This window comes from Candidatus Eisenbacteria bacterium, from assembly GCA_016235265.1.
Taxonomy (GTDB): Bacteria; Eisenbacteria; RBG-16-71-46; order RBG-16-71-46; family JACRLI01; genus JACRLI01.
The window spans coordinates 71,917-96,175 of the sequence record JACRLI010000021.1 but is presented as its reverse complement, the minus strand read 5'-3'; the positions used below and the strand labels follow the sequence as shown (position 1 = coordinate 96,175).

20 protein-coding genes are annotated in these 24,259 nt (G+C 71.6%); 19 read left to right on the top strand and 1 reads right to left on the bottom strand.

Going from position 1 to position 24,259, the window contains the following annotated elements; genetic code table 11:
• Positions 1-47 precede the first annotated feature (47 nt).
• Positions 48-1,547 carry an acyl-CoA carboxylase subunit beta gene (locus tag HZB25_12075; protein ID MBI5837972.1) on the bottom strand — a complete coding sequence of 500 codons (1,500 nt, stop codon included), beginning with the start codon at positions 1,545-1,547 and terminating at the stop codon, positions 48-50.
• Between the two features lie 265 nt (positions 1,548-1,812).
• Here HZB25_12075 and HZB25_12070 point away from each other — a divergent pair, with 265 nt between their 5' ends.
• The 19 genes from HZB25_12070 to HZB25_11980 all read left to right on the top strand — a co-directional run bounded on the left by HZB25_12070 (position 1,813) and on the right by HZB25_11980 (position 24,249).
• A complete protein-coding gene (locus HZB25_12070; GenBank protein ID MBI5837971.1) occupies positions 1,813-2,514 on the top strand; it encodes a DNA alkylation repair protein in 702 nt (233 codons plus the stop codon).
• A gap of 227 nt (positions 2,515-2,741) precedes the next feature.
• A complete protein-coding gene (gene pyrR / locus HZB25_12065) occupies positions 2,742-3,296 on the top strand; it encodes a bifunctional pyr operon transcriptional regulator/uracil phosphoribosyltransferase PyrR (GenBank protein MBI5837970.1) in 555 nt (184 codons plus the stop codon).
• Positions 3,268-4,227, top strand: coding sequence for an aspartate carbamoyltransferase catalytic subunit (locus tag HZB25_12060; GenBank protein ID MBI5837969.1), 960 nt, complete (start codon positions 3,268-3,270; stop codon positions 4,225-4,227). The genes pyrR and HZB25_12060 overlap by 29 nt, the downstream gene beginning before the upstream one ends.
• Positions 4,224-5,531 carry a dihydroorotase gene (locus tag HZB25_12055; GenBank protein MBI5837968.1) on the top strand — a complete coding sequence of 436 codons (1,308 nt, stop codon included), beginning with the start codon at positions 4,224-4,226 and terminating at the stop codon, positions 5,529-5,531. Before HZB25_12060 ends, HZB25_12055 begins: the two co-directional genes overlap by 4 nt.
• The gene (gene carA, locus HZB25_12050; GenBank protein ID MBI5837967.1) at positions 5,531-6,718 is read left to right on the top strand and encodes a glutamine-hydrolyzing carbamoyl-phosphate synthase small subunit; all 1,188 of its coding nucleotides are present in this window, start codon (positions 5,531-5,533) and stop codon (positions 6,716-6,718) included. The genes HZB25_12055 and carA overlap by 1 nt, the downstream gene beginning before the upstream one ends.
• Complete coding sequence (gene carB, locus HZB25_12045; protein ID MBI5837966.1) at positions 6,715-9,942, top strand: carbamoyl-phosphate synthase large subunit; 3,228 nt, start codon at positions 6,715-6,717, stop codon at positions 9,940-9,942. Before carA ends, carB begins: the two co-directional genes overlap by 4 nt.
• Positions 9,939-11,912, top strand: coding sequence for a tetratricopeptide repeat protein (locus HZB25_12040; protein MBI5837965.1), 1,974 nt, complete (start codon positions 9,939-9,941; stop codon positions 11,910-11,912). Before carB ends, HZB25_12040 begins: the two co-directional genes overlap by 4 nt.
• A gap of 8 nt (positions 11,913-11,920) precedes the next feature.
• Complete coding sequence (locus tag HZB25_12035) at positions 11,921-12,769, top strand: hypothetical protein (protein ID MBI5837964.1); 849 nt, start codon at positions 11,921-11,923, stop codon at positions 12,767-12,769.
• Positions 12,757-13,746 carry a dihydroorotate dehydrogenase gene (locus HZB25_12030; GenBank protein ID MBI5837963.1) on the top strand — a complete coding sequence of 330 codons (990 nt, stop codon included), beginning with the start codon at positions 12,757-12,759 and terminating at the stop codon, positions 13,744-13,746. The genes HZB25_12035 and HZB25_12030 overlap by 13 nt, the downstream gene beginning before the upstream one ends.
• Before the next feature lie 97 nt (positions 13,747-13,843).
• Positions 13,844-14,506: an orotidine-5'-phosphate decarboxylase gene (gene pyrF / locus HZB25_12025; GenBank protein ID MBI5837962.1), complete on the top strand. Its 663-nt coding sequence runs from the start codon at positions 13,844-13,846 to the stop codon at positions 14,504-14,506.
• A gap of 208 nt (positions 14,507-14,714) precedes the next feature.
• A complete protein-coding gene (locus HZB25_12020; protein ID MBI5837961.1) occupies positions 14,715-15,458 on the top strand; it encodes a PEP-CTERM sorting domain-containing protein in 744 nt (247 codons plus the stop codon).
• Positions 15,459-15,604: 146 nt separating this feature from the next.
• Entirely contained in the window at positions 15,605-16,558 is a 954-nt protein-coding gene (locus HZB25_12015; protein MBI5837960.1) for a GDP-mannose 4,6-dehydratase, read from the top strand.
• 4 nt (positions 16,559-16,562) lie between these two features.
• Positions 16,563-17,489, top strand: coding sequence for a GDP-mannose 4,6-dehydratase (locus HZB25_12010; GenBank protein ID MBI5837959.1), 927 nt, complete (start codon positions 16,563-16,565; stop codon positions 17,487-17,489).
• Between the two features lie 43 nt (positions 17,490-17,532).
• A complete protein-coding gene (locus HZB25_12005; GenBank protein MBI5837958.1) occupies positions 17,533-18,855 on the top strand; it encodes a UDP-glucose/GDP-mannose dehydrogenase family protein in 1,323 nt (440 codons plus the stop codon).
• Positions 18,856-19,311, top strand: a complete 456-nt coding sequence (locus tag HZB25_12000; GenBank protein MBI5837957.1) for a dTDP-4-dehydrorhamnose 3,5-epimerase family protein — start codon at positions 18,856-18,858, stop codon at positions 19,309-19,311.
• Positions 19,304-20,335 carry a dTDP-glucose 4,6-dehydratase gene (gene rfbB, locus HZB25_11995; protein MBI5837956.1) on the top strand — a complete coding sequence of 344 codons (1,032 nt, stop codon included), beginning with the start codon at positions 19,304-19,306 and terminating at the stop codon, positions 20,333-20,335. The genes HZB25_12000 and rfbB overlap by 8 nt, the downstream gene beginning before the upstream one ends.
• A gap of 59 nt (positions 20,336-20,394) precedes the next feature.
• A complete protein-coding gene (wecB, locus tag HZB25_11990) occupies positions 20,395-21,438 on the top strand; it encodes a UDP-N-acetylglucosamine 2-epimerase (non-hydrolyzing) (GenBank protein ID MBI5837955.1) in 1,044 nt (347 codons plus the stop codon).
• A gap of 136 nt (positions 21,439-21,574) precedes the next feature.
• Complete coding sequence (locus HZB25_11985) at positions 21,575-23,164, top strand: SLBB domain-containing protein (protein ID MBI5837954.1); 1,590 nt, start codon at positions 21,575-21,577, stop codon at positions 23,162-23,164.
• The gene (locus tag HZB25_11980; protein ID MBI5837953.1) at positions 23,161-24,249 is read left to right on the top strand and encodes a hypothetical protein; all 1,089 of its coding nucleotides are present in this window, start codon (positions 23,161-23,163) and stop codon (positions 24,247-24,249) included. Before HZB25_11985 ends, HZB25_11980 begins: the two co-directional genes overlap by 4 nt.
• Positions 24,250-24,259: the final 10 nt, after the last annotated feature.

Here is a 24,259-nt window from a genome sequence, read left to right as displayed (position 1 = left end):
GCCGGGCGGTGGTGCCGCCCCCCGCCAGGCCGCCGCGTCAGCACCCCCTACAGCGGAATATTCCCGTGCTTCTTCGCCGGCAGCGTCTGCCGCTTGTTCTCGAGGAATCCGAGCGCCCGGATCAGCTTGGGCCGGGTCTCCTTAGGCTCGATCACGTCGTCCAGGTAGCCCAGCTGGGCGGCCACGTACGGGTTGGCGAACTTCTGGTTGTACTCGGCGATCAGCCGGGCGCGCTCGGCCGCCGGGTCGGAGGCCTTCTTGATGCCGTCGCGGTACAGGATGCTCACCGCGCCGTCCGCGCCCATCACCGCCATCTCCGCCGAGGGCCACGCCACGTTGTAGTCGCCGCGGATGTGCTTGCTGCTCATGACGTCGTAGGCCCCGCCGTAGGCCTTGCGCGTGACCACCGTGAGCTTGGGCACGGTGGCCTCGCAGTAGGCGAACAGCAGCTTGGCGCCGTGCTTGATGATCCCGCCGTACTCCTGCTGCGTGCCGGGCAGGAAGCCGGGCACGTCCTCGAAGGTGATGATCGGCACGTTGAAGCAGTCGCAGGTGCGCACGAACCGCGCGCCCTTGATGGACGACTCGATGTCCAGCACCCCGGCCAGCACCTTGGGCTGGTTGCCCAGGATGCCCACCGGCCGTCCACCCATCCGCGCGAAGCCCACGATGACGTTGGGCGCGTAATGCTCGTGCACCTCCAGGAAGTCCCCGTCGTCCACGATGCGCCGCACCACTTCCTTCATGTCGTAGGGCTTGTTGGCCGAGTCCGGCACCAGCGTGTTCAGCGCCTCGTCCATGCGGTCGGGATCGTCGGTGGCGGCGATGCGCGGCGGGTCCTCCATGTTGTTGGAGGGCAGGAAGGCCAGGATGCGCTTGATGTGGTCGATGGCGTCCTGGTCGTCCTCCACCGCGAAGTTGGCCACGCCGCTCCTGGTGTTGTGCGTCATGGCGCCGCCCAGCTCCTCGAACGTGACCTCCTCGTTGGTGACGGTCTTGATCACGTCCGGGCCGGTCACGAACATGTTGCTGGTGTTCTTCACCATGATGGTGAAGTCGGTGATGGCGGGCGAGTACACCGCCCCCCCCGCGCACGGTCCCAGCACCGCGGAGATCTGGGGCACCACGCCCGAGGCCAGCACGTTGCGCAGGAACACCTCGGCGTAGGCGCCCAGGGAGACCACGCCCTCCTGGATGCGCGCGCCGCCGGAGTCGTTCAGCCCCACGATCGGCGCGCCGTTCTCCATGGCCAGGTCCATGATGCGGCAGATCTTCTGGCCGTTGGCCTCGCTCATGGTGCCGCCGAACACGGTGAAGTCCTGGGCGAACACGTACACCTGGCGCCCGTCCACCAGGCCCACGCCGGTCACCACGCCGTCGCCGGTGACGTGCTTCCTGTCCATGCCGAAATCGGTGCAGCGGTGGGTGACGAAGGTGCCGAGCTCCTCGAAGCTGCCCGGGTCCATCAGCAACTCCACGCGCTCGTGCGCAGTCAGGCGGCCCTGGGCATGCTGCTTGGCAATGCGCTCTTCCCCACCACCCAGCATCGCCTCCGCGCGCCGCCGGCGCAGGTCTTCCAGCTTGTCCCGCTTGACGTCGATCACGTTGAACCTCACGGTATTAGGGAACCTCTGACCCCGGGATCGCAGCCAACGTAGGGTTTCAATCTACCACCGGCCGAAGGCCGGTCAAGGCGGGTTTTGCCGCGGCGGCGGACTGCCGCGGCTCGCGGCGTGCCCCCGCGCGCCGGTGCTACACTGCGCGGGGGCCTCCCGGCAGGCGGGGGGCGCCGGGAGCGGGAGGAGGGAACCCATGCCCCGCAAGGAGAGGCGGACCACCGCCCGCGAAGTGCTGGCGGAGCTGCGCGCGAACCAGGCCGGCCCGGGGGACCTCGCCGGCATGGCGCGGTTCGGCATCGTGGGGAAGGGCCGCCTGGGAATCCGCATTCCGGTGTTGCGCGCCATGGCGAAGCACATCGGTCCCGACCATGCGCTGGCGCTCGCACTCTGGGACACGGATGTTCCCGACGCGCGCATCCTGGCCAGCCTGCTGGCCGACCCCGCGCGACTCACGGTGCGCGGGATGGACGCGTGGGTGCGCGACTTCGACTCCTGGGACGTGTGCGACCAGGTGTGCCTGAACCTCTTCTGCCGCTCCCCGAGGGCGTGGGGTCGGGTGGCCGCGTGGACGGCCCGTGACGGGGAGTTCGTGCGCCGGGCGGGCTTCGCGCTGATCGCCTGCCTGGCCACCCACGACCGGGAGTCCCCCGACAGCAGGTTTGCGGCGCTGCTGCCGCGGATCGAGGCCGCGTCCACCGACGGGCGCAACTTCGTGAAGAAGTCGGTCAACTGGGCGCTGCGCGGGATCGGCAAGCGCAACGCGGCGCTGAACCGCGCGGCCTCGGCCTCGGCCCGGCGCATCGCCGGGATGGACTCGAAGTCCTCCCGCTGGATCGCCTCGGACGCGCTGCGGGAGCTGGAAAGCGCGGCGGTGCGCGCCCGCCTGGAGGTCTGAGCGCGGGGGCGCCCCGGGCGCCCCGGCGGGGCCCGGCCGCCGACGCGGCAGTTTTCCGCTTGTGCCCCTCGAGGCCCGGATGCTAACCTCCCCGGTTGACCACTACCGACCACGCAGATCCCTTTTAACCGCTCCCGAGAGGGCGGAAAGGAGGAACTCCAGTGTCCCATGACTGCACGGCCATCCCGCACGCGCCCGGTGGGGTGGCTTTTTTGCAGGAGGTTTCGATGGACGAGTCCCTGCTCCGTGAAAAGGCGCAGATCGTGGACGCGGAGGGTCTCCGCCGCGCGCTCACCCGCATCTCCCACGAGATCGTGGAGAAGAACCACGGCACCAAGGACGTGGTGCTGGTGGGCATCCGCCGGCGCGGGGTGCACCTGGCCAAGCGGGTTCGCGAGAAGATCAAGGAATTCGAGGGCGTGGAGCTGCAGCTGGGCATCCTCGACATCACCCTCTACCGCGACGACCTGAAGACCGTCGGCGACCAGCCGCTGGTTTCGGGCACCGAGATCCCGTTCGACCTGACCGACCGGGTCGTGGTCCTGGTGGACGACGTGCTCTACACCGGCCGCACGGTCCGCGCCGCGCTCGACGCGATCATGGACGTCGGCCGCCCTCGTTCCATCCAGCTGGCGGTCCTGGTGGACCGCGGCCACCGCGAGCTCCCCATCCGCGCCGACTACGTGGGCAAGAACGTGCCCACCTCCAAGAAGGAGATCATCGCGGTCAAGGTGACCGAGCAGGACGGGGTCGATGGCATCTCGATTCGCGAGCTGGAGTGAGCCGGGGCTCCTCGCGCGCCGCCACCTGACCGGGATCCGCGACCTCACGGCCGGCCAGCTCCGCCTGTTCCTGGATACCGCGCGCGAGTTCCGCACCCGCGGCTTCGACGCCCACGCCCGGGTGGCCCCGGGCCGGCAGGCCGCTCTTCTCTTCTACGAGAACTCCACCCGCACCCGCATGAGCTTCGAGTCGGCGGTGGCGCGCCTGGGCGCCGTGGCCCTGGTCTTGAATGCCGACACTTCCAGCGCGCGCAAGGGCGAGTCGCTGCGCGACACCGGCCGCGTGCTGGAGGCGCAGGGCATCGAGATCATCATCGTGCGCCACCCCGATCCCGACGCGTCGGACTACCTCTCCACCCAGGTGGACATCCCCGTGGTGAACGCGGGCAGCGGCACCGGCGAACACCCCACCCAGGCGCTGCTGGACATCCTGACGCTCGAGGACGCCCTGGGCGACCTCTCGGGCAAGCGGGTGGTGCTGGTGGGGGACATCGAGCACAGCCGCGTGGCCCGCTCCAACTTCTTCGGCCTGCGCACGCTGGGTGCCTCCGTGGTGTTCTGCGGCCCGCCCACGCTGGTCTCACCACGCTGGCGCGAGCTCGGGGCCACGGTCACCTGGCGCCTGGACGAGGCGCTCGAGGGCGCGCACGCGGTGATGGGGTTGCGCCTGCAGGGCGAGCGCATCCAGGGCGACGCGCCGGCCTCCAGCGGCACGCTTCGCGCCCGCTATGGCCTCACGCTGGAGCATCTCAGGCGCCGCCCGGAGCTTTTCGTGCTGCATCCCGGCCCGGTGCAGCGCGGCGTGGAGCTGACCCACGAAGTGGCCGACTCGAGGCAGTCCCGGATCCTGGAGCAGGTGCGCAACGGCACCTTCGCGCGGATGGCGGTGCTGGCGCTGCTGTGGCGCCCGGACCTGGGGGTGGCATCGTGAGTCGGGCGCTGCTGCTGGCCGGCGGGCGGGTGCTGGATCCATTCCGCAGCGCCGACGAGGCGGCCGACGTGCGCATCGAGAACGGCCGCATCGCCGCGGTGGGCCCGGGCCTTCCAGTCGCGGGCGCGGAGGTGATGGACTGCGCCGGGATGTGGGTGCTGCCCGGCTGCTTCGACATGCACGTGCACCTGCGCCAGCCGGGCCGCAGCGACGAGGAGACGGTGCAGACCGGCCTGGCCGCCGCGGCGCGCGGCGGCTTTACCGACGTCGCCTGCATGCCCAACACCAACCCGCCGCTCGACCATCCCTTCCTGGTGCTGGCGCTCCTGGAGCAGGCGCGCCGCGCGGGCACCTGCCGGCTGCACCCCGTGGTGGCCGCCACCTCCGGCCGCAGGGGCGAGGCGCCCTCGGACCTGCCGGCGCTGTTCGCCGCGGGCGCGGTGGCAGCCAGTGACGACGGCGACCCGGTGCGCAGCGCGGGCGCGGCGCGCAAGGTGCTGGAGTGGCTGTCCTCCGAGGGCCGCACGCTCATCGAGCACGCCGAGGACGAGGCGCTCTCGGGCGGGGGCGTGATGCACGAGGGCCGCGTGTCGCTGGAACTGGGGCGCGCGGGCATTCCCGCGGCCTCCGAGGAGTTGTGCGTGGAGCGCGACATCGTGCTCTCGCGGCTCACCGGCGGGCGGATCCACTTCGCGCACGTGTCCACCGCCAGCGCGGTGGCCGCCATCCGCCGCGCGCGCGCGGAGGGGCTGCCCATCACCGGCGAGACCGCGCCGCACTATCTGTGGTTCACCGACGAGGACACCCGCGTGCACGACGGCACCTTCCGCGTGAACCCGCCGCTGCGCAGCCTGGAGCACCAGGAGGCGCTGTTCGAGGCGCTGGGCGACGGCACGCTCACCGCGCTGGCCACCGACCACGCGCCGCACTCCTCCGAGGAGAAGGCGCGCCCGTTCGGCGAGGCCCCGCCGGGCTTCGTGGGGCTGGAGACGGCGCTGGCCTCCAGCCACACCGCGCTGGTGGAGTCCGGGCGGCTCTCGCCCCTGGTGTGGGCGTGGCTGTGGGCGCGCGGGCCGCGCGAGGCGCTGGGCCTGCCGCCCGCGCCGATCGCCGCCGGCGCCTCCGCCGACCTGGCGGTGTTCGACCCCCGCGCGCGCTGGACGGTGCGTGGGGCGGACTTCGCGTCCCGCTGCCGCAACACCCCCTTCGAAGGCCTGGAGATGACCGGCAAGCCGGTGCTGACGCTGCTGGAAGGCCGCCCCACGCACTCGGACCTGCCCTCGGCCGCGGGGGCCCGCTCCTGATGGGCGGGTTGCGCCCCGCCCTGCTGGCGCTCGAGGATGGCACGGTCTTCCGGGGCTTCGCCTACGGGGCCGCCGGAACCGCCTGTGCCGAGGTGGTGTTCCACACCTCGATGGCCGGCTACACGGAGATCCTCACCGATCCGTCCTACCGCGGGCAGTTCGTCACCTTCTCCTACCCGCTGATCGGCAACTACGGCGTGAGCCCGGACGACCACGAGTCGGACCGCTTCCAGGCCGAGGGAGTGGTGGTGCGCGAGGCCACCACCAGCGGGGGCGTGGCTCCCGAGCTGGAGCCGCTGCTCGCGGAGCGCGGCGTGGTGGGCATCCGGGGCGTGGACACCCGGGCTCTCGTCCGCCGGCTGCGCGAGGCCGGCGTGCTCAAGGGCTGCATCGACTCCACGGGCCTGGCGGCCTCCGAGCTGGTGGACCGCGCCCGTGCGCACCCCGAAGTGACCGGGGGCGACTTCGTGGACCGAGTCAGCGCCCCCGCCGCGTACGACTTCGAGGATCCCGTGCCGCCCGGGCCCGCGCCGGCCGGGCCCGGCGGCGTGTCCGCGAGTTTCGTGCCGCGCCCGGTGCCCGCCCCGCTCGCGGGCGCAGCCCCCCGGGTGGCGGTGGTGGACTGCGGCGTGAAGCGCAGCATCCTGCGCCAGCTGGCGGAGCGAGGCGCGCGGGTGAGGGTGTACCCGGCGCGGGTGGCGCGCGCGGAGCTGCTGGCGTGGCGGCCCGACGGCGTGGTGTTCTCCAACGGCCCGGGCGATCCCGTGGACGTGCCCCACGTGGTGGATCTGGCCGCCTCGCTGATCGGCACCCTGCCGGTGCTGGGCATCTGCCTCGGCCACCAGGTGCTGGCACGGGCGCTGGGCATGGAGACCTACAAGCTCCGCTACGGGCACCACGGCGGCAACCACCCGGTGGGCGAGATCGCCACCGGGCGGGTGGCCATCACTTCGCAGAACCACAACTACTGCGTGCGCTGGGACGAAGCTCGCGCCCGCGACTGGGAGCCCACGCTGCGCAATCTCAACGACGGCACCCTCGAGGGCTTCCGCCACCGCTCGCTGCCGGTCACCGCCATCCAGTTCCATCCCGAGGCGGGCCCCGGGCCGCACGACGCCCGACCGGCCTTTGACGACTTCGCCCGCACGCTGGCGCCCGCGCGGGCCGCGGGCACGGGGACAATGTGAGCACGCCGGGCTTCGAGACGCGCCGCGACCTGGAGACCATCCTGATCCTGGGCTCCGGGCCCATCGTGATCGGGCAGGCGTGCGAGTTCGACTATTCCGGCACGCAGGCGTGCCGCGCGCTGCGCGCGGTGGGCTACCGGGTGGTGCTGGTGAACTCGAATCCGGCCACCATCATGACCGACGCTCCCATGGCCGACCGCACCTACCTGGAGCCGGTGACCGCCGACGTGGTGGAGCGCGTGATCGCCATCGAGAAGCCGGATGCGCTGCTGCCCACCATGGGCGGGCAGACCGCGCTCAACGTGGCGGTGGAGCTGGCGGTCTCCGGGGCCCTGGAGCGGCACGGGGTGGAGATGATCGGCGCCTCCCTGGAGACCATCCGGCGCGCCGAGAGCCGCGAGGTGTTCCGCGACTGCATGCTCGCCGCCGGGCTGAAGCTGCCCGACAGCCGCGCCGTGCGCACGGTGGAGGACGGTGTGCGCTTCGCGCGCCAGGTGGGCCTGCCGGTGATCGTGCGCGCCTCCTTCGCGCTGGGCGGCGCGGGCAGCGGCGCGGCCCACGACGAGGCCGACCTGCGGCGCCGCCTGGAGCTGTGCCTGCAGGCCAGCGCCACGCACGAGGCGCTGGTGGAGCAGAGCCTGCTGGGCCACCTGGAGTTCGAGCTGGAGATGATGCGCGATCGCGCGGACAACGCCGTGGTGGTGTGCTCCATCGAGAACCTGGACCCCATGGGCGTGCACACCGGCGACAGCGTCACCGTGGCCCCCCAGCAGACGCTGGGGGATCGCGAGTACCAGGGCATGCGCGACGACGCGCTGAAGGTGATGCGCGCCGTGGGCGTGGAGACGGGCGGCTCGAACATCCAGTTCGCGGTGGACCCGCGCACCCGCGAGCGCTACGTGATCGAGATGAACCCGCGCGTCTCGCGCAGCTCCGCGCTGGCCTCCAAGGCCACCGGCTTCCCCATCGCCAAGATCGCGGCGTGGCTGGCGGTGGGCGCCACGCTGGACCAGATCCCCAACGACATCACCCGCCGCACCCCGGCCAGCTTCGAGCCCGCCCTGGACTACGTGGCGGTGAAGATCCCGCGCTGGGCGTTCGAGAAGTTCCCCGCCGCCGAGCCGGTGCTGGGCACGCAGATGAAGTCCGTGGGCGAGGTGATGGGGCTGGGGCGCAGCTTCCAGGAGGCGTTCCTCAAGGCGCTGCGCTCGCTGGAGTCGCCCTCGCAGGGCTGGCGCGGCGAGTATGGCGCCGGGCCGCTGGGCCCGGAGGAGCTGGGCAGGGCCCGACCCGGGCGCTGGCTGGCCATGCGACAGGCGCTGCGCGAGGGGCGGAGCCCCGCAGAGCTGGCCCGCTGGACGCACGTGCACCCGTGGTTCCTGGAGCAGTTCCGCCAGATGGTGGAGCTGGAGGAGGAGGTCCGGGCGGCCGGCACCGGCTTCGTGACCGACCTGCCGCTGCTGGAGCGGGCCAAGCGCCGTGGCTTCGGCGACGCGGATCTGGCGGCGTTCTCGGGATCGCCCGAAGCCGGGGTGCGCGCGGCCCGCGAGGCCGCGGGCCTGGTCCCGGCGATGAAGGCCGTGGACACCTGCGCCGCGGAATTCGAGGCCGAGACGCCGTACTTCTACTCCACCTACGGCGAGCAGGACGAATCCCGCGCCGGTGCGGGAAGGACCATCCTGGTGCTGGGCAGCGGCCCCAACCGGATCGGGCAGGGCCTGGAGTTCGACTACTGCTGCGTCCAGGCGTGCCTGGAGCTGCGCGAGGCCGGCTACCAGGTGGTGATGATCAATTCCAACCCCGAAACCGTCAGCACCGATTATGATGTGTCCGACCGGCTGTACTTCGAGCCACTGACGCTGGAGAACGTGCTGGCGGTGGTGGCGACGGAGCGTCCCATCGGGGTGCTGGTGCAGCTGGGCGGGCAGACGCCGCTCTCGCTGGCGCGCGGGCTGGCCGAGGCCGGGGTCAACATCCTGGGCACCGGCTGGGACGCCATCGACCGCGCCGAGAACCGCCTGCGCTTCTCCGAGCTGGTGCGCGAGCTGGGGCTGCGACAGCCGGTGTGCACCACGGCCTGGAACGCCGACGACGCCGTCGCCGCGGCCGAGGGCATGGGCTGGCCCATCCTCGCGCGGCCCTCGTACGTGCTGGGGGGCCGCGGGATGCGGATCCTGTTCGGCCCGGACGACCTGGCGGCGCTGCTGAAGGAAGTCGCCATCTCGCGCGAGGAGCCGCTGCTGCTCGACCGCTTCCTGGAGGACGCGATCGAGCTGGAAGTGGATGCCGTGTGCGACGGCGAGCGCGTGTGGCTGGGCGCCATCATGGAGCACCTCGAGGCCGCGGGCATCCACTCCGGCGACTCGTCGTGCGTCATCCCGGCGTTCTCGGTGGGCCGCGAGACGCTGGCCGAGATCGCCGCGCAGACCACGAAGCTGGCGCTGGCGCTGCCGGTGGTGGGACTGATGAACGTGCAGTTCGCGCTGCGCAACGACACGCTGTACGTGCTCGAGGCCAACCCGCGCGCCTCGCGCACGGTGCCCTTCGTGAGCAAGGCCGCGGGCTGGCCGCTGGCGCGGGTGGCCGCGCGCGTGATGGCGGGCGGGAAGCTGCCCTCGGACCGCCCCCCGGTCGAGGGCGACCCGCAGCACGTGTCGCTCAAGCACCCGGCGCTGCCCTTCGACCGGTTCCCCGGAGTGGACACGCTGCTGGGCCCGGAAATGAAGTCCACGGGCGAGGTGATGGGGATTTCCGACAACATGGGCCTGGCCTACGCGAAGGCCAAGCTGGCGCTGGGGGAGCGCCTGCCGCTGAAGGGGCGCGCGTTCCTGTCGGTGTGCGACCAGGACAAGCGGGCCATCGTGTTCATGGCCAAGCAGCTCCGGCACCTGGGCTTCGAGCTGCTGGCCACCGGCGGCACGGCGCTGATGCTCAGGCGCAACGGCATCCCGGCGCGCCCGGTGTTCAAGGTGCACGAGGGCGGCCCCAACGCCGAGGATCTGATCACGCGCGGGGAGGTGGACCTGGTGATCAACACGCCGCTGGGCCGGGAGTCGCAGTTCGACGAGGTCCGCATCCGGCGCGCCGCGCTGCAGTGCCGCGTGCCGTGCCTGACCACGCTGGCGGCCGCGTCCGCCGCGATCCACGCCATCGAGGCGCTGCAGCGCGGGGACTTCCCGGTGTACGCGCTTCAAGACCTGCATCCCGGCGGGGGCGGATCGTGAGGCGCATCCCGGTCGCGCTGGTCGCTCTCCTGGTCACGCTGTTCCTGGGTGGCTGTGCGTACTACAACACCTTCTACATGGCACGCAAGGCCTGGGACAAGGCCATGGAGGAGAGGGCCCGCAACCCGCTCCAGGGCGCCTCGGCGGCCGAGCTGGCCCAGTACGAACAGTGCATGCGCGCGTGCACCAACCTGCTCACCAAGTTCCCCGACAGCAAGTACGTGGACGAGGCGGTGCTCCTGATCGGGCGCTGCCAGCTGGGCAAGGGCGACTACGAGGGCGCCGTGACCCAGTTCCAGCTGCTGTGCGACAGCCTGCCTCAGAGCCGGTTCGTTCCCGACGCCCTCACCGGCCAGGCCCAGGCGCTGACCCGGCTGCGCCGCTTCGCCGACGCCGAGAGCACGCTGAACCAGGTGCTGGCCCGGTTCCCGGACTACGCCGGCAAGGACCAGGCCCTGATCACCCTGGGCGACGGGTTCCGGCAGCAGAAGCGCAGCCGCGAGGCGCTGGAGACCTACACCCGCCTGATCCGCGAATGTCCCGCCAGCGAGGAGCGCTACCGCTCGCAGACCTACCGCGGCGAGGCCTACTTCCAGCTCGAGGAATGGGACAGCGCGCGCACCGAGTTCTCGCAGGTGGCCCTCGACGCCCCGCGCGAGGAGGACCGCTTCGCCGCCCGGCTGAAGGTGGGAGAGGCCCTCGAGCGCGCCCGCCGCTTCGAGGAAGCCATCACCTACTACCGCCAGCAGCAGATTGACGTCCGCGCGCAGCCCAAGGACCTCCAGCAGATGCGGGATCCCGACCTTCAATTGCGGATCGCGGGGTGCGAGGCGCTGCGCGGCCAGGTGGACCGCGCCGTGGACCAGTACACGACGATCAAGGAGGCGCACCCCAACGACCGGTTCGGCTCGGTGGCCGCCTACCAGCTCGGCTACATCCAGGAGGTGAACAGGGAGGACTTCGACCAGGCGCGCAAGTTCTACGACGCCGTGAACACCATGCCGCGCTCCGAGTTCACCGACGTGGCCAAGGAACGGAACTCCGGGCTGGCCCGGGCCGCCGAGTACAAGAAGATGATGGCCGACTCGAAGAGCCACTTCGACGGCCGGGCGGAGACCGCCTTCCTGCTGGCCGAGCTCTACTGCTTCGACATGAAGAAGCTGGACCGCGCCCTGGTGGAGTACCTGGGGGTGGAGCGCGCCTACAGCTTCACCCGCTTCGGACCCAAGGCCGCCTTCGCGGCGGGCTGGGTGCTGGCGAAGATGAAGCGACCGGCCGCGGCCGATTCCGCGTACGCGCGCGTGGCCGCGCGGTACTCGAGCACCGCGTTCGGGCTGGCGGCGCAGGACACGCTGCAGCGGCACTTCGGGGCCGCCGCGGACTCCGTGCTGGCCGCCGGCGGCCGGGACACCACCAACATCCCGTGCCCCAAGCCGCCCGAGGCCATCGCCGACTCCATCGCCCAGGCGGCGCGCGCGGACTCGCTGCGCAGGAAGACAGTGGCCGATTCCATACGTTTGATCGCGTACTCGGACTCGTTGCGCCGCGAGGCCCTGAAGCGCGCGGAGGCGATGCGCGCGGATTCGGTGACGCGGGCCACCGCGGCCTCGCGCGGCATCTCGAGGCCGATGGTGCCGGCGGGCAGCTCGGTGCCCTCGATCCAGGCGGCCGAGATGGACAGCGTGCCGCCGGTGACGGCGGATACTTCTGCTGTGCGAAGGGGCGGCCCGCCGGGCTCTGCGCCTCCGCCGGGCTCCACGCCCCCAGACACCTCCGCCGCGCCGAAGGGCAGTCCGCCACCCGGATCTGCGCCCGCGTCGCCGGCCGCGCCGCCGGCCGCGCCGCCGACTGTACCGCCGCCTGCGGGCGCGGCCCCGGGCGGCCCGGCCCCGCCCGACAGCCTGCCGCACATGCCGGGCGCCCCGGCCGAGCCCGATACCGGCGGGGCCGCCCCGCCGGGCAACCGGTAGGCCCGCGCGTGGGCTGGATCCGCTTCCGCGCGGAGCTGCGCGAACGCCAGGCGGTGGCCGAGCGTCAGCATCTCGCGAGCTTCGTCCTGAACTGTTCCGCACCCGGGGCATCCGCCGGCCAGTTCGTCCAGCTCAACCTTCCCGAGGTCTTCTGGCCCCGCCCGTTCAGCCTGCTCGACTGGGATGCCGGCGGCGCGGGGCCGGCCTCGTTCCGCATCCTGTTCTCGGAAGCCGGCCGCGGCACGCGCGCGCTGGCCCGCCTGCCGCTGGGTTCGCGGCTCGAGGGCCACGGCCCGCTGGGGCGCGGCTTCCCGCGACTGCCCGGCCCGCTGTGGATGGTCGCGGGAGGCTACGGGGTCGCGCCGCTGCTGTACGTCTCGCGCGGGGCCTCCGACCCGGCCCGCGTGCGCTTCTTCTACGGCGCCACCCGCGCGCCCCTGCTGTGGGATTCCCCGGAGCTGGCCGCGCTCGATTCCGTGATCTGCACCGAGGACGGCTCCCGCGGGGAGCGCGGCACGGTGCTCGACGCGGTGCGCCGCGCTCTCGATGCGATCCCTGCCGGCGCGGGCCCCGCGCCGACGCTGTTCGCGTGCGGCCCCATGGGGCTGCTGGCCGCCACCGCCGCGCTGGCGCGCGAGCGGGCGCTCGAAGCGTACGTGTCGGTGGAAGCGCCCATGCCCTGCGGCGTGGGCGTGTGCCGCGGCTGCGCCGTGCCGGTGGCGCACGCGGATCCAGGGGGATCGCCCGTGCCCGCGGGCGAGCCCCCCGCGCCGACTTTCGCCATGGCCTGCGAGGACGGGCCGGCGTTCGACGCCCGGCGGATCGACTGGGAGAGGGAGGCGGCATGCCGGACGTAAGAGGGCAGGACGCGGGGGGCGCGGGCGCGGGCGGGTGCGGCCCGGATGCGCCCGGCGCGCTGGCCGTGAAGCTGGGCCCGTTCACGCTGCGCACGCCGGTGCTGCTGGCGTCCGGCTGTTGCGGCTACGGCCCGGAACTGGCCGGGGCGCTGCCCATGGAGGAGATCGGCGGGTTCGTCACCAAGACGGTCACGCTGCAGCCCCGCCCTGGCAACCCCGCCCCGCGCGTGGCGGAGACGGCATCGGGGATGCTCAATTCCATCGGGCTCGAGAACGTGGGGCTGGACCGCTTCGTGGGGGAGAAGCTGCCCCTGCTTCGCGCCCTGCCGCCGCTGCGGCTGGTCAGCCTGGGCGGCTACTCCCCGGGCGACTACGCGACCCAGGCGGAGCGGCTCGAAGGGCACGACGGTTTCGAGGGTTTCGAGCTCAACCTGTCGTGCCCCAACGTGGCCCGCGGCGGCCTGGACCTGGGCACCGACCCGGCGCAGGTGGCCGGGGTGGTGCGCGGGGTGCGCGCGCGCACCGGGCGGTTCCTGGTCGCCAAGCTCACGCCCAACACGCACGACATCGTGGCCCTGGGCCGGGCGGCGCAGGACGCCGGCGCCGACGCCGTGTCGGCCATCAACACGCTGGTGGGCGCCGATGTGCACTGGAAGTCGCGCACCGCGCTGCCCTCGCCGGGCGCGGGCGGGCTCTCCGGGCCCGCGGTGCGGCCGGTGGCGATGGCGATGGTGCGGCGCCTGGCGGGGGCTCTTCGAATCCCGGTGATCGGCATCGGCGGCATCATGGAGGCGCGCGACGTGCTGGGCTTCCTGCTGGCCGGCGCCGCGGCGGTGCAGGTGGGCACGGCGCTGTTCCTGGACCCGTCCGGCGCGGGCGTGCGGGCCGCCGCGCTGCGGCGCGCGCTCGCGGAAATCGGCGCGTCGAGCTGCCGCGACCTTGTCGGCGCGCTCGGACAGCGCGCCACGCTGAAGTGAACTGTCCCGAACCCGCGCGGCGCGCCACGTTCGCAGGTTTCGTTCGGAGGCTCCCGTGACCACCATCCGCACCCGGCCCGCGCGCCCGCCCGGCGGCGTGCGCGCCTTCCTGGCGCTCGACTTTCCCACCTCGCGCGAGGCCCTGGCGCAGCTGCGCCGGCTGGGGGGGGCGCGCTGCGGCGTGAAGGTGGGCCTGGAATTGTTCACCGCCGCCGGCCCGCCGCTGGTGCGGCGGCTGAAGGCCGACGGCGTGTTCCTGGACCTGAAGGTTCATGACATCCCGCACACCATGGAGGGCGCGGCGCGCTCCGCCGCGGAGCTGGGGGCGGACCTGCTCACCGTGCACGCCACCGCGGGGCCCAGGGGCGTGGCCGCGGCCGTGGCGGGCGCGCGCGGCAGCGGCACGCAGATCCTGGCGGTGACGGTGCTCACCAGCGAGGGCGGCGACGTGGCGGGCCGCGTGCTCCGGCTCGCGCGCGAGTCCGCCGCGGCCGGCGCTCATGGCCTGGTGATGTCGGTGGAGGCAGCGCGCGCCGCGCGTCGCGCGGTGGGGCCGGGGCTGTTGCTGGTCACGCCGGGCATCCGTTTCGCCGACGGCGTCGCGCACGACCAGGCGCGCGTGGCGACTCCCGGGGTTGCGGGACGAGAAGGCGCGGACGCCATGGTCCTGGGCCGCGCGGTGTTCGGGGCGGCCGATCCCGCGGCCGCGCTCGCGAGGGCCCTGGCCCAGTTCCGTTCGGGGCGCCGCGGGCGAGTTTGAGACTCGTCGAGAGCGTTGCTTCAAGACATTATTTCACAACCAGTTACAAAGGTTGTGGATTCCCGCATTGAATTGCGGCCGGATCCATGATAATCTTGTTAGCACTGAAATGAATCGGAGCGCCCTGGCCCGGAATTTCGCCGCAGCCGGCGGGGGCACGTACCAAGGGCGTATCTCGCCTCCCGGATGGAAAGGAGCACCTGATTCCATGCGTCGCTACTCCTTCGGCATCTTGCTCTGCACCGGCCTGCTGTGCGCGCTGGCCGCGGTGGCCTCGGCGCTCCCGGCGCCGGCCTTCACGGCGACCTACTGGTGGAAGGCGGACGGCTCCACCCAGATCAACGGGGAGCGCCCCCGCGACGCCATCGTGTCCGTGGACCAGGTGGACTTCTATCTCGAGGGGAATGGGCCCGCCGTCTACGGTGTCGCGGCTCCCGGCGACGTGACCCTGTTCATCTACCGGGTGACCAATCTCGGCTACATGCCCACCGAGGGCATGAACGGCCTCAGCGGCTTCGAGCTGCTGGACATCGGCCCGTTCCACTACAACTACGTCGGGGAACTCCCCGTGGACCCGGTCACCGGCAACCCGTGGCTGGCGATTTCCGGTCCGGCGAACGAGTTCGCGCCCGAGTGGGAAGCCACGTGGGGCCTTGAGCCCTTCACTCCGAACACCTACGGCCTGTACCCGGAGCTTCCCACGACCACCGTCGGCAACGGGGTCGCGCCGCTCAGCACCGCGTTCTTCGCCTACACCGTGGACGGTTTCGTCGGGATCGGCGAACGCATGGCCGACGTGCACAGCTGGGGCATCGACCCGGACCTGGAAATCGGTGTGCCGGTGGCATTCCACTACGGGCTGGTGAGCGCGCCGGTGATCCCGGAGCCCCGCACGCTGCTGCTGATGGGTGTCGGCATCGCCGGGCTGGTGATGCTGCGCCGCAGGGCCTAGCACCGTAGCTTCCGCTTCGCCGGAGGGCGCGTCCGAGCCTGGACGCGCCCTCTTCGCGTGCCCGGAGGCGGCGTTGACCTTGCGCCGGGATTGCCTTACCGTAAGCCGGTTATTCCGCTGGAAATGACTCGAGTCAAGGAGCTTGGATGCGCGTTCTGATCACCGGCGTCACGGGGTTCGTTGGCAGCCACCTGGTGGAGTACATCGCCCGGACCCAGCCCAAGGCCGAGGTCCACGGGATCCACCGCTGGCGGAGCCGGACCGAGAACATCGACCACATCACCACCGGGCTCACGTTGCACGACTGCGACATCCGGGATGCCACCTCGGTGCACGAGATCATCGCGGAGGTGAAGCCCGACCAGGTCTACCACCTGGCGGCCCAGAGCTACGTGCCGGCGTCGTGGCACCAGCCGGAGGAGACGCTCAGCACCAACGTGATCGGCCAGCTGCACCTGTTCGAGGCGATCCGCAGGCTGGGGCTGAAGACACGCGTGCTCGTCGCGGGATCCAGCGAGGAGTACGGGGACGTTCACGCCGACGAGGTGCCGATCCGGGAGACCAACCCGCTCCGGCCGCTCTCGCCCTACGCGGTGAGCAAGGTGGCCCAGGACATGCTCGGCTACCAGTACTTCCGCTCCTACGGGCTGGACGTGGTGCGCACGCGCGCCTTCAACCACGAGGGGCCGCGCCGCGGCTCCGTGTTCGTCACCTCGAACTTCTGCAAGCAGGTGGCGGAGATCGAGAAGGGCAGGCGCCCGCCGGTGCTGCACGTGGGCAACCTGGAGGCCAAGCGCGACTTCACCGACGTGCGCGACGTGGTGCGCGCCTACTGGCTGGCGCTGGAGAAGGGCAAGCCGGGCGAGGTGTACAACATCGGGTCGAATCGCTGCTGGGTGATCGGGGACATGCTCAAGATGATCCTGTCCATGACGGACAAGGTGATCGAGGTGAAGCCCGACCCGAAGCGCATGCGTCCTTCGGACGTGCCCATCCTGCTGTGCGACTACGACAAGTTCAAGCGCGAGACCGGCTGGGTCCCCGAGATCCCCTTCGAGCAGACCCTGCGCGACCTGCTGCAGTACTGGAGGGAAAGGTAGCCGCGTGCGAACCTGGGTGACGGGCGCGTCCGGCTTCGTGGCGCGCCACCTGATCCCGGCCCTGCGCGCGGACGGACACGACGTCGTCGGCTTCGGCCTCGAGCCGGCCGGCCCCGGGTGGCTCGACCCCTCCCGGTACGTGTCGCTCGACCTGGGAGACACCGCGCGCGTGACGGCCGCGGCCCGCGCGCACCCGCCGGGGGCGGTGCTGCACCTGGCGGGCCAGAGCTCGGCCGCCGCCTCCTTCCGCGACCCCGAGGGGACGTTCCGCAACAACCTGGGCTCCGCGCTGGGACTTCTCGAGGGCCTGCGCCAGGCGGGGGCGCGGCCGCGCACGCTGCTGGTCAGCAGCAGCGAGGTATACGGCCCGCAGGCCTCGGACCGGCCGGTGTCCGAGGACTCGCCGCCGGCGGTGGTGAGCCCCTACGGCGCGAGCAAGCTGGCCGCCGAGGCCGTGGGCGAAGCGTACCGGACCGCCTTCGGGATCCCGGTGGTGACGGTGCGCCCGTTCAGTCACACCGGTCCCGGCCAGGACGATCGGTTCGCGCTGAGCAGCTTCGCGCGCCAGATCGCCGCCGCGGAGCGTGAAGGCCGGCCCGGAACGCTGCAGGTGGGAAACCTCGACGTGGTGCGCGACTATCTCGATGTGCGCGACGTGGTGGAGGCCTACCGGGTGCTGCTGGAACGCCCGGAGCCCGGCTCGACGGTGAATATCGCCTCGGGCACCGGGCGCCGGATGCGCGACCTGCTGGACCACATGGTGGCGCACGCGCGCGTGCCGCTGGTGGTGCACACCGACCCCTCCCGGCTGCGCGCGCAGGACCTGAACTTCATGGTCGGGGACGCCGGCCGCCTGGCCCGGCTGGGCTGGGCCCCGAGGCACGACGTGACCGAGGCGCTGGACGGGCTGCTGGAGTGGTGGCGGAGGTAGGGCCGGCCGGCCCAACCGGCCGGCGAACGAATCGAGGAACGGAATGTCGAAGATCTGCGTGATCGGCACGGGCTACGTGGGACTGGTGACCGGGGCCTGCTTCGCCGATTTCGGGCACCAGGTGACCTGCGTGGACTCCAACCCGGAGCGGCTCGACCAGCTCCGCCGCCTGCACATGCCCTTCTACGAGCCGGGCATGGAGGAACTGGTGGCCAAGAACGTGCGCCAGGGCCGGCTGAGCTTCACCGGCGACCTGGGCCGCGCGGTGCGCGAGACCGACTTCGTGTTCATCGCGGTGGGCACGCCGCAGGGCCGCAGCGGGGCCACCGACCTGGGCTTCGTGTTCACCGTGGCGAAGCAGATCGCCCCGCACCTCACCGGCTACAAGGTGATCGTGCAGAAGAGCACCGTGCCCCCGGGCACCGGGCGGAAGCTCGCCGAGCTGGTGCGGCAGCACCTCAAGCGCGGCTCGAAGGCCCGCTTCGACGTGGTGAGCAATCCCGAGTTCCTGCGCGAGGGCGCGGCGGTGGACACCTTCATGCACACGGACCGCATCGTGATCGGCGCGGATTCGCAGAAGGCGCTCAAGGCCGTGGCCGGCCTGTACCGCCCGCTGTACCTGATCGAAACCCCGATGGTGCTCACCAACCTCGAGACCTCGGAGCTGATCAAGTATGCGGCCAACAACGCGCTGGCCACCAAGATCTCCTTCATCAACGAGATGTCCCGCGTGTGCGAGGCCATCGGGCCGCACGTGGACGTGAACGTGGTGGCCAAGGCGGTGGGCCTGGACAAGCGCATCGGCTCGAAGTTCCTGCACGCCGGCCCGGGCTTCGGCGGCTCGTGCTTCCCCAAGGACTGCGCCAGCCTGCTTCACTTCTCGAAGCAGTTCGGGGCCCCCACGCCCCTGACCGGCGCGGTGATGAAGGTGAACCGCGACCAGCGCCGCTTCGTGTACGACAAGATCCTCGCGGGCCTGGGCTCCCCGCGCGGCAAGACCGTGGCGCTGCTGGGCCTCGCCTTCAAGCCCAACACCGACGACCTGCGCGAGTCGGTGGGGATGGATTTCGGCCGCTGGCTGCTGCGCGCGGGCATCAAGGTGAAGGCCTATGACCCCATCGCGATGCCCGGGGCGCAGCAGGAGCTGCCCGGCCTGACGTACTGCCCGGATGCCTACACCGCCGCCCGCGGCGCGGACGTGCTGGTGGTGGTGACCGAGTGGAACCAGTTCCGGGAGCTGGACCTCGGGAAGCTCAAGCGGATCATGCGGCGTCCCGCGATCGTGGACTGCCGCAACATCTACGACCCGCGCACGGTCCGGGAGATCGGGTTCCGGTACCAGGGCGTGGGCCGGGGAGAGGCGTAGATGATCGAGGGCGTGAAGATCAAGAAGCTGAAGGTGATCCCGGACGAGCGCGGCTTCCTGATGGAGATGCTCCGGGACGACGACGAGTTCTTCCAGAAGTTCGGCCAGGTGTACCTCACCGTGGCCTATCCCGGCGTGGTCAAAGGCTGGCACTACCACAGGAAGCAGACCGATCACTTCACCTGCGTGAAGGGCATGATGAAGGTGGTGCTCTACGACGGGCGCGAGGGCTCCAAGACCCGCGGCGAGGTGAACGAGTTCTTCCTGGGCGAGCAGAACCCCATCCTGCTGGTGATCCCAAACTTGGTGTTGCACGGCATGAAGGGGATCGGCACCGAGCCGGCGTACCTGGTCAACGTGCCCACCGAGCACTACGTCTACGCGGAGCCCGACGAGTTTCGCGTGCATCCGCACGACAACGACATCCCGTACAAGTGGGAGCGCCACGATGGCTAGGCTGGACCTGGGCTCCGCGCGCCTGGTGGTGACCGGCGGCGCGGGCTTCATCGGCAGCCACTTCGTGAAGATGGCGCTGGCGCGCCACCCCGGGATCCGGATCACGGTGCTGGACAAGCTCACCTACGCGGGCAACCTGGCCAACCTGGCCGGGGTGGAGAGCGATCCCCGCTACGCCTTCGTGAAGGGCGACATCTGCGACCCTAGGGTGGTGGACGGGCTGCTGGCGCAGCACGACGCGGTGGCCAACTTCGCCGCCGAGAGCTTCGTGGACAAGAGCATCGACGACCCCGGCCAGTTCGTGCTTACCGACATGTACGGCACCTACGTGCTGCTGGAGGCCGCCCGCCGGCACGGCCTGAAGCGCTTCCTGCAGGTGTCCACCGACGAGGTGTACGGCGAGGTGCTGGAGGGCGAGGCCCCGGAAGAGGCGCCGCTCATGCCGCGCAACCCGTACGCCGCCAGCAAGGCCGGCGCCGACCGCCTGGCGTTCTCCTACTTCGCCACCTACGACACCCCGGTGGTGGTGACCCGCGCCAGCAACAACTACGGCTCGCACCAGTACCCGGAGAAGCTGATCCCGCTGTTCGTCACCAACGCGCTCGAGGACCAGCCGCTGCCGGTATACGGGAGCGGGAGAAACACCCGCGACTGGATGCACGTCGAGGACCACTGCGAGGCGCTGCTTTCCGTGCTGGGCGGGGACGACGTGGAGGGCGAGACGTTCAACGTGGGCGCCGGGAACGAGTACGACGTGCTGGGCATCACCGCGCGCATCCTCGAGGTCCTGGGCAAGCCCGCGGACCTGGTGCGCCACGTGAAGGACCGCCCCGGCCACGACCGCCGCTACGCGGTGGACACCGGAAAGATCCGCGCGCGGTTCGGCTGGAAGCCGAAGCGCAGCTTCGAGCAGGGGCTGGCCGAGACGGTGTGCTGGTACAGGGAGCACCCGGAGTGGTGGGGGCCCATCAAGTCCGGCGAGTTCAAACGCGAGTACCTGGCCCGCTACGGGGTGCTGAAGTAGTGTCCGCCTCCTCGGCCACCGGAGAGATCCTCCTCGTCGCGGGCGCGCGGCCCAATTTCATGAAGGTCGCCCCGCTGATGCACGCCCTGCAGCGCCGCGGCCGCCTGCCCGCCGCGCTGGTGCACACCGGCCAGCACTACGATCCCATGATGTCCGAGGTGTTCTTCCAGGAGCTGGGCCTGCCGCGGCCCGACGTGTTCCTGGGCGTGGGCTCCGACACCCACGCCCGCCAGACCGCCCGGATCATGACCGAGTTCGAGACGGTGGTGCTGGAACGCCGGCCGCGCGCCGTGCTGGTGGTGGGGGACGTGAACTCCACCGTCGCCTGCGCGCTGGTGTGCTCCAAGCTGGGGGTGCGCGTGGGGCACGTGGAGGCCGGGCTGCGCAGCGGCGACCGGGGCATGCCCGAGGAGATCAACCGCCTGCTGACCGACCAGCTCTCCGACTGGCTGTTCACCAGTTGCGAGGACGCCGGGCCCAACCTGCTGCGCGAGGGCGTGGACCCCAGGCGGATCCACTTCGTGGGCAACGTCATGATCGACACCCTCAAGGAGCACCTCGCCCCCGCGGACCAGTCCACGGTCCTGCCGCGCCTCGGCCTCAAGAAGCGCGGCTACGCGGTGCTCACGCTGCACCGCCCCTCCAACGTGGACGACGAAGGGGTGCTGGTGCCGCTGCTGGAGCTGCTGAGCGCGCTCTCCAAGGACATGCCCATCCTGTTCCCGACGCACCCGCGCACGCTGGCACGGCTCAAGGACCGCTGGGCCCCTCCCGAAGGCTCCGGCCTGCGTTTCCTGGATCCGCTTGGCTACCTGGATTTCCTCAAGCTGGTCAAGGACGCGCGCGTCGCCCTGACGGATTCGGGCGGCATCCAGGAGGAGACCACCGTGCTGGGCGTTCCGTGCGTGACGCTGCGGGAGAACACCGAGCGGCCCGTGACCGTGACCGAGGGCACCAACGTGCTGGTGGGCACCGACCCGGCGAAGCTGCGCGAGGAGTGGAAGAAGGTGCTGACCGGGCGCACCAAGCCGGGCCGCATCCCCAAGCTGTGGGACGGCCGGGCCTCGGACCGGATCGCGGAGCTGCTCGAGCGGCTGGTGTGAGGCGCAGCCTAAGCTACATGGCCTCAAGAGATTACGCCCTCGAACGAATTGCGCCCGGAGGCCCGAGGTGGTAGAATCACACTTTCGTGCCGGGGCAGTTGCGCCGCGGCCCCTTCGCCGGAGGCTGTCCATCCCGATGCGCCACCTCGCCCGCTGCCTGGTCCTCATCTCCCTCGTCCCGTGCCTGCCCCGGACCGCGCTCGCGGCGGATCTCCCACAGCTGCCCGCGGGCATGGCGCTCGAGCGGGGCGTGGACCGTTCCGCCCCCGCCCCGGTGCCGATGGACGGCGCGGTGGACCCCGCCGCCTACCGGCTGGGCCCCGGCGACGTGCTCACGCTCAGCGCGGGCGGCATGTCCGAGTGGACCCACACGCTTACGGTGAGCCCCGAGGGAACCCTTCGCGTCCCCAACCTGGGGGTGGTCAGGGTGGCCGGGTCTTCCCTGGCCCAGGTGCGGGCGGAGCTGTCGAGCCGGCTGAAGCCCTACTTCAACCGTGCGCCAGTGGACGTGATGCTCACCCGGCCGCGCAGCTTCAAGGTGGTGGTCGCCGGCGACGTGGTCCGGCCGGGCCCGGTGACGCTGGCCGGCCCCTCCCGCGCCTGGGACGCGCTTACGCTGGCGGGCGGCTACCCGGGCAGCCTGCGCCGCGGGTTGACCCTGCGCCGCGCGGGCCGGGAATCCGCGCTGGACCTGATGGCGTTCCAGCGACTCGGAGACCTGTCCCAGAATCCCTATCTCGAGGACGGCGACGTGCTGGTGGCCGAGCCGGTCCGCTCCGTGGTGTACCTGGGCGGCGGCATCGCGCTGCCCGGGGCCTACGAGCTGCGCCCGGACGACCTGCTGGGGAGGCTGGTGCAGCTGGCCGGCGGCTACGTGCCGGCCGCGGACACCACCCGGGCGCGCATCCTGCGCTTCCGGGACGCCTTCAACTCGGAGACCCTCAGCGTGGGCGGCGCGTCGGCACCGCTCCTGAGCCGCGTTCCCCTCAAGGACGGGGACCGCGTCTTCGTGGACGTGCGGGCCCACTACCACGAGGCCGCCACGGTGGACGTCCTGGGGGCGGTGCTGCGCCCGGGCGGTTACCCCATCGAGGATGGCAGGACGCGATTCTCCGAGATCCTGGCGCAGGCGGGCGGGCTCGGCCGGGATGCCGATTCCCAGCGCGTGAACATCCTGCGGCCCACCGAGAACCCGCCCCCGGACACGGCCTACGTCAGCTGGCTCCTGCGCGGCCAGGACCTCAAGGGCTTCGAGCGTGAGTACACCAAGATGCGCGCCCGTGCGCGCGCGCAGATCTCGCTCGACCTGCGCGCCGCCCTGGCCGCGCCCGGGTCGGCGGCCGACCCCGCCCTGCGCCAGGGCGACATCGTGTCCGTGCCCCAGCGGGCCACCTCGGTCCTGGTGCAGGGGGAGGTGGTCCGGCCCGGCCTGGTGCACTACCTGGCAGGTTCGGACCTCCGCAGCTACGTGGAGTCCGCCGGGGGCTTCACCGAGTCCGCCGACCGCGGCCGCGTGTGGGTGACGCTGGGCGCGACGCAACAGATGGTGCCCGCGGACAACGTGTCGAGTCTCAAGCCGGGCGACGTGGTGTGGGTGCCCGCGAAGGACCGCACCAGCTTCTGGTCCGCGGGCAAGGACCTGATCACGGTGATGGCGCAACTGGCGACCATCCTGCTCGTGATCCGCGAGGCCACGCGCGGCACTTCCACCTCGACGACGCCATGACCAACGGCCCTGCGGGAGGCAGCCTGTTCCCATCCGACTGGTGGCCGCTGCTGGTGACCGCGGTGCGCCGGCAGTTCCGTCCCTGGCTGGTCAACTGGCTGGTGGTGGTCGCCGCCGCCGCCGTGGTCAGCCTGCTCATGCCCAAGTGGTACCGCGCCACGGCCACGCTGCTGCCCCCCACGGGGGAGTCCGACCTGGCCATGAGCTTCACCAACCTGCTTCGCACCGGGGACCTGGCTGCGGGCCGGATGCCCCGCACCAGCAGCCCCGAGGACATCTTCAGCGCCATCTTCAGCAGCCGCACCCTGGCGCACGCGGCGGTGGCGCGCTTCGACCTGGTGCGCGCGTACAAGGTGAAGCGCGAGAGCCAGGCGATGGAGAGGTTCAAGGACCACCTCTCCGTGGGGACCACCAAGGAGGGCGTGGTGTTCGTCTCGGTGGAGGACCGCTCGCCGAAGCGCGCCGCCGAGATCACCAACTTCATGGTCGAGGAGCTGGACCGCTTCAACCGCGAGATCCGCATGACCGCGGGCAAGAGCACGCGCCTGTTCATCGAGCGCCGGCTGGAGCAGACCACCTTCGAGCTGCGGCAGGCGGAGGACTCGCTGCGCGGCTACGTGATGCGTCACGGCCCGGCGCTGGCCAACTCGCAGGCCCTGGCCACCGGGGCCTCGGTCATGGCCCAGCGCATCGCCCTGCAGGTGCGTCTCGAGACCCTGCTGCAGACCCAGGCCGAGGGCAGCGAGGAAGTTCGCCGCGCCCGGGCCGAGCTGGCGGCCCTCGACCGCGAGCTCAAGCTGCTGCCGCAGACCGGCACCGTGGTGGAGCGGCTGCTGCGTTCGGTGAAGATCCAGGACCAGGTGTTCGCGCTCCTCACCGCCCAGTACGAGGAGGCCAAGGTGCGCGAGCACAAGGACACCCCGACGGTGCAGGTGCTGGATCGCGCCGAAGCCCCCGACAAGAAGAGCCGCCCGCGCCGCAGCCTGATCGTCGCCACCGCCGCGGTGCTGGGGCTGCTCGAGAGCACGCTGTGGGCGCTGTACCGGGACCGTCGCGTCTCGCGTCCCGCCCCCGACCGGGCCTAGGGCCGGGGCC

Bases quoted from the DNA above. Each gene is read 5' to 3' on its own strand.
- HZB25_12000 (MBI5837957.1), top strand. From the start codon at position 18,856: ATGATCGAGGGCGTGAAGATCAAGAAGCTGAAGGTGATCCCGGACGAG.
- HZB25_12030 (MBI5837963.1), top strand. From the start codon at position 12,757: ATGCCGGACGTAAGAGGGCAGGACGCGGGGGGCGCGGGCGCGGGCGGG.
- carA (MBI5837967.1), top strand. From the start codon at position 5,531: ATGGGCGGGTTGCGCCCCGCCCTGCTGGCGCTCGAGGATGGCACGGTC.
- HZB25_12070 (MBI5837971.1), top strand. From the start codon at position 1,813: ATGCCCCGCAAGGAGAGGCGGACCACCGCCCGCGAAGTGCTGGCGGAG.
- HZB25_11985 (MBI5837954.1), top strand. From the start codon at position 21,575: ATGCGCCACCTCGCCCGCTGCCTGGTCCTCATCTCCCTCGTCCCGTGC.
- HZB25_12015 (MBI5837960.1), top strand. From the start codon at position 15,605: ATGCGCGTTCTGATCACCGGCGTCACGGGGTTCGTTGGCAGCCACCTG.
- HZB25_11980 (MBI5837953.1), top strand. From the start codon at position 23,161: ATGACCAACGGCCCTGCGGGAGGCAGCCTGTTCCCATCCGACTGGTGG.
- HZB25_12005 (MBI5837958.1), top strand. From the start codon at position 17,533: ATGTCGAAGATCTGCGTGATCGGCACGGGCTACGTGGGACTGGTGACC.
- rfbB (MBI5837956.1), top strand. From the start codon at position 19,304: ATGGCTAGGCTGGACCTGGGCTCCGCGCGCCTGGTGGTGACCGGCGGC.
- HZB25_12060 (MBI5837969.1), top strand. From the start codon at position 3,268: ATGGCATCTCGATTCGCGAGCTGGAGTGAGCCGGGGCTCCTCGCGCGC.
- pyrR (MBI5837970.1), top strand. From the start codon at position 2,742: ATGGACGAGTCCCTGCTCCGTGAAAAGGCGCAGATCGTGGACGCGGAG.
- wecB (MBI5837955.1), top strand. From the start codon at position 20,395: ATGAAGGTCGCCCCGCTGATGCACGCCCTGCAGCGCCGCGGCCGCCTG.
- HZB25_12020 (MBI5837961.1), top strand. From the start codon at position 14,715: ATGCGTCGCTACTCCTTCGGCATCTTGCTCTGCACCGGCCTGCTGTGC.
- HZB25_12075 (MBI5837972.1), bottom strand. From the start codon at position 1,547: ATGCTGGGTGGTGGGGAAGAGCGCATTGCCAAGCAGCATGCCCAGGGC.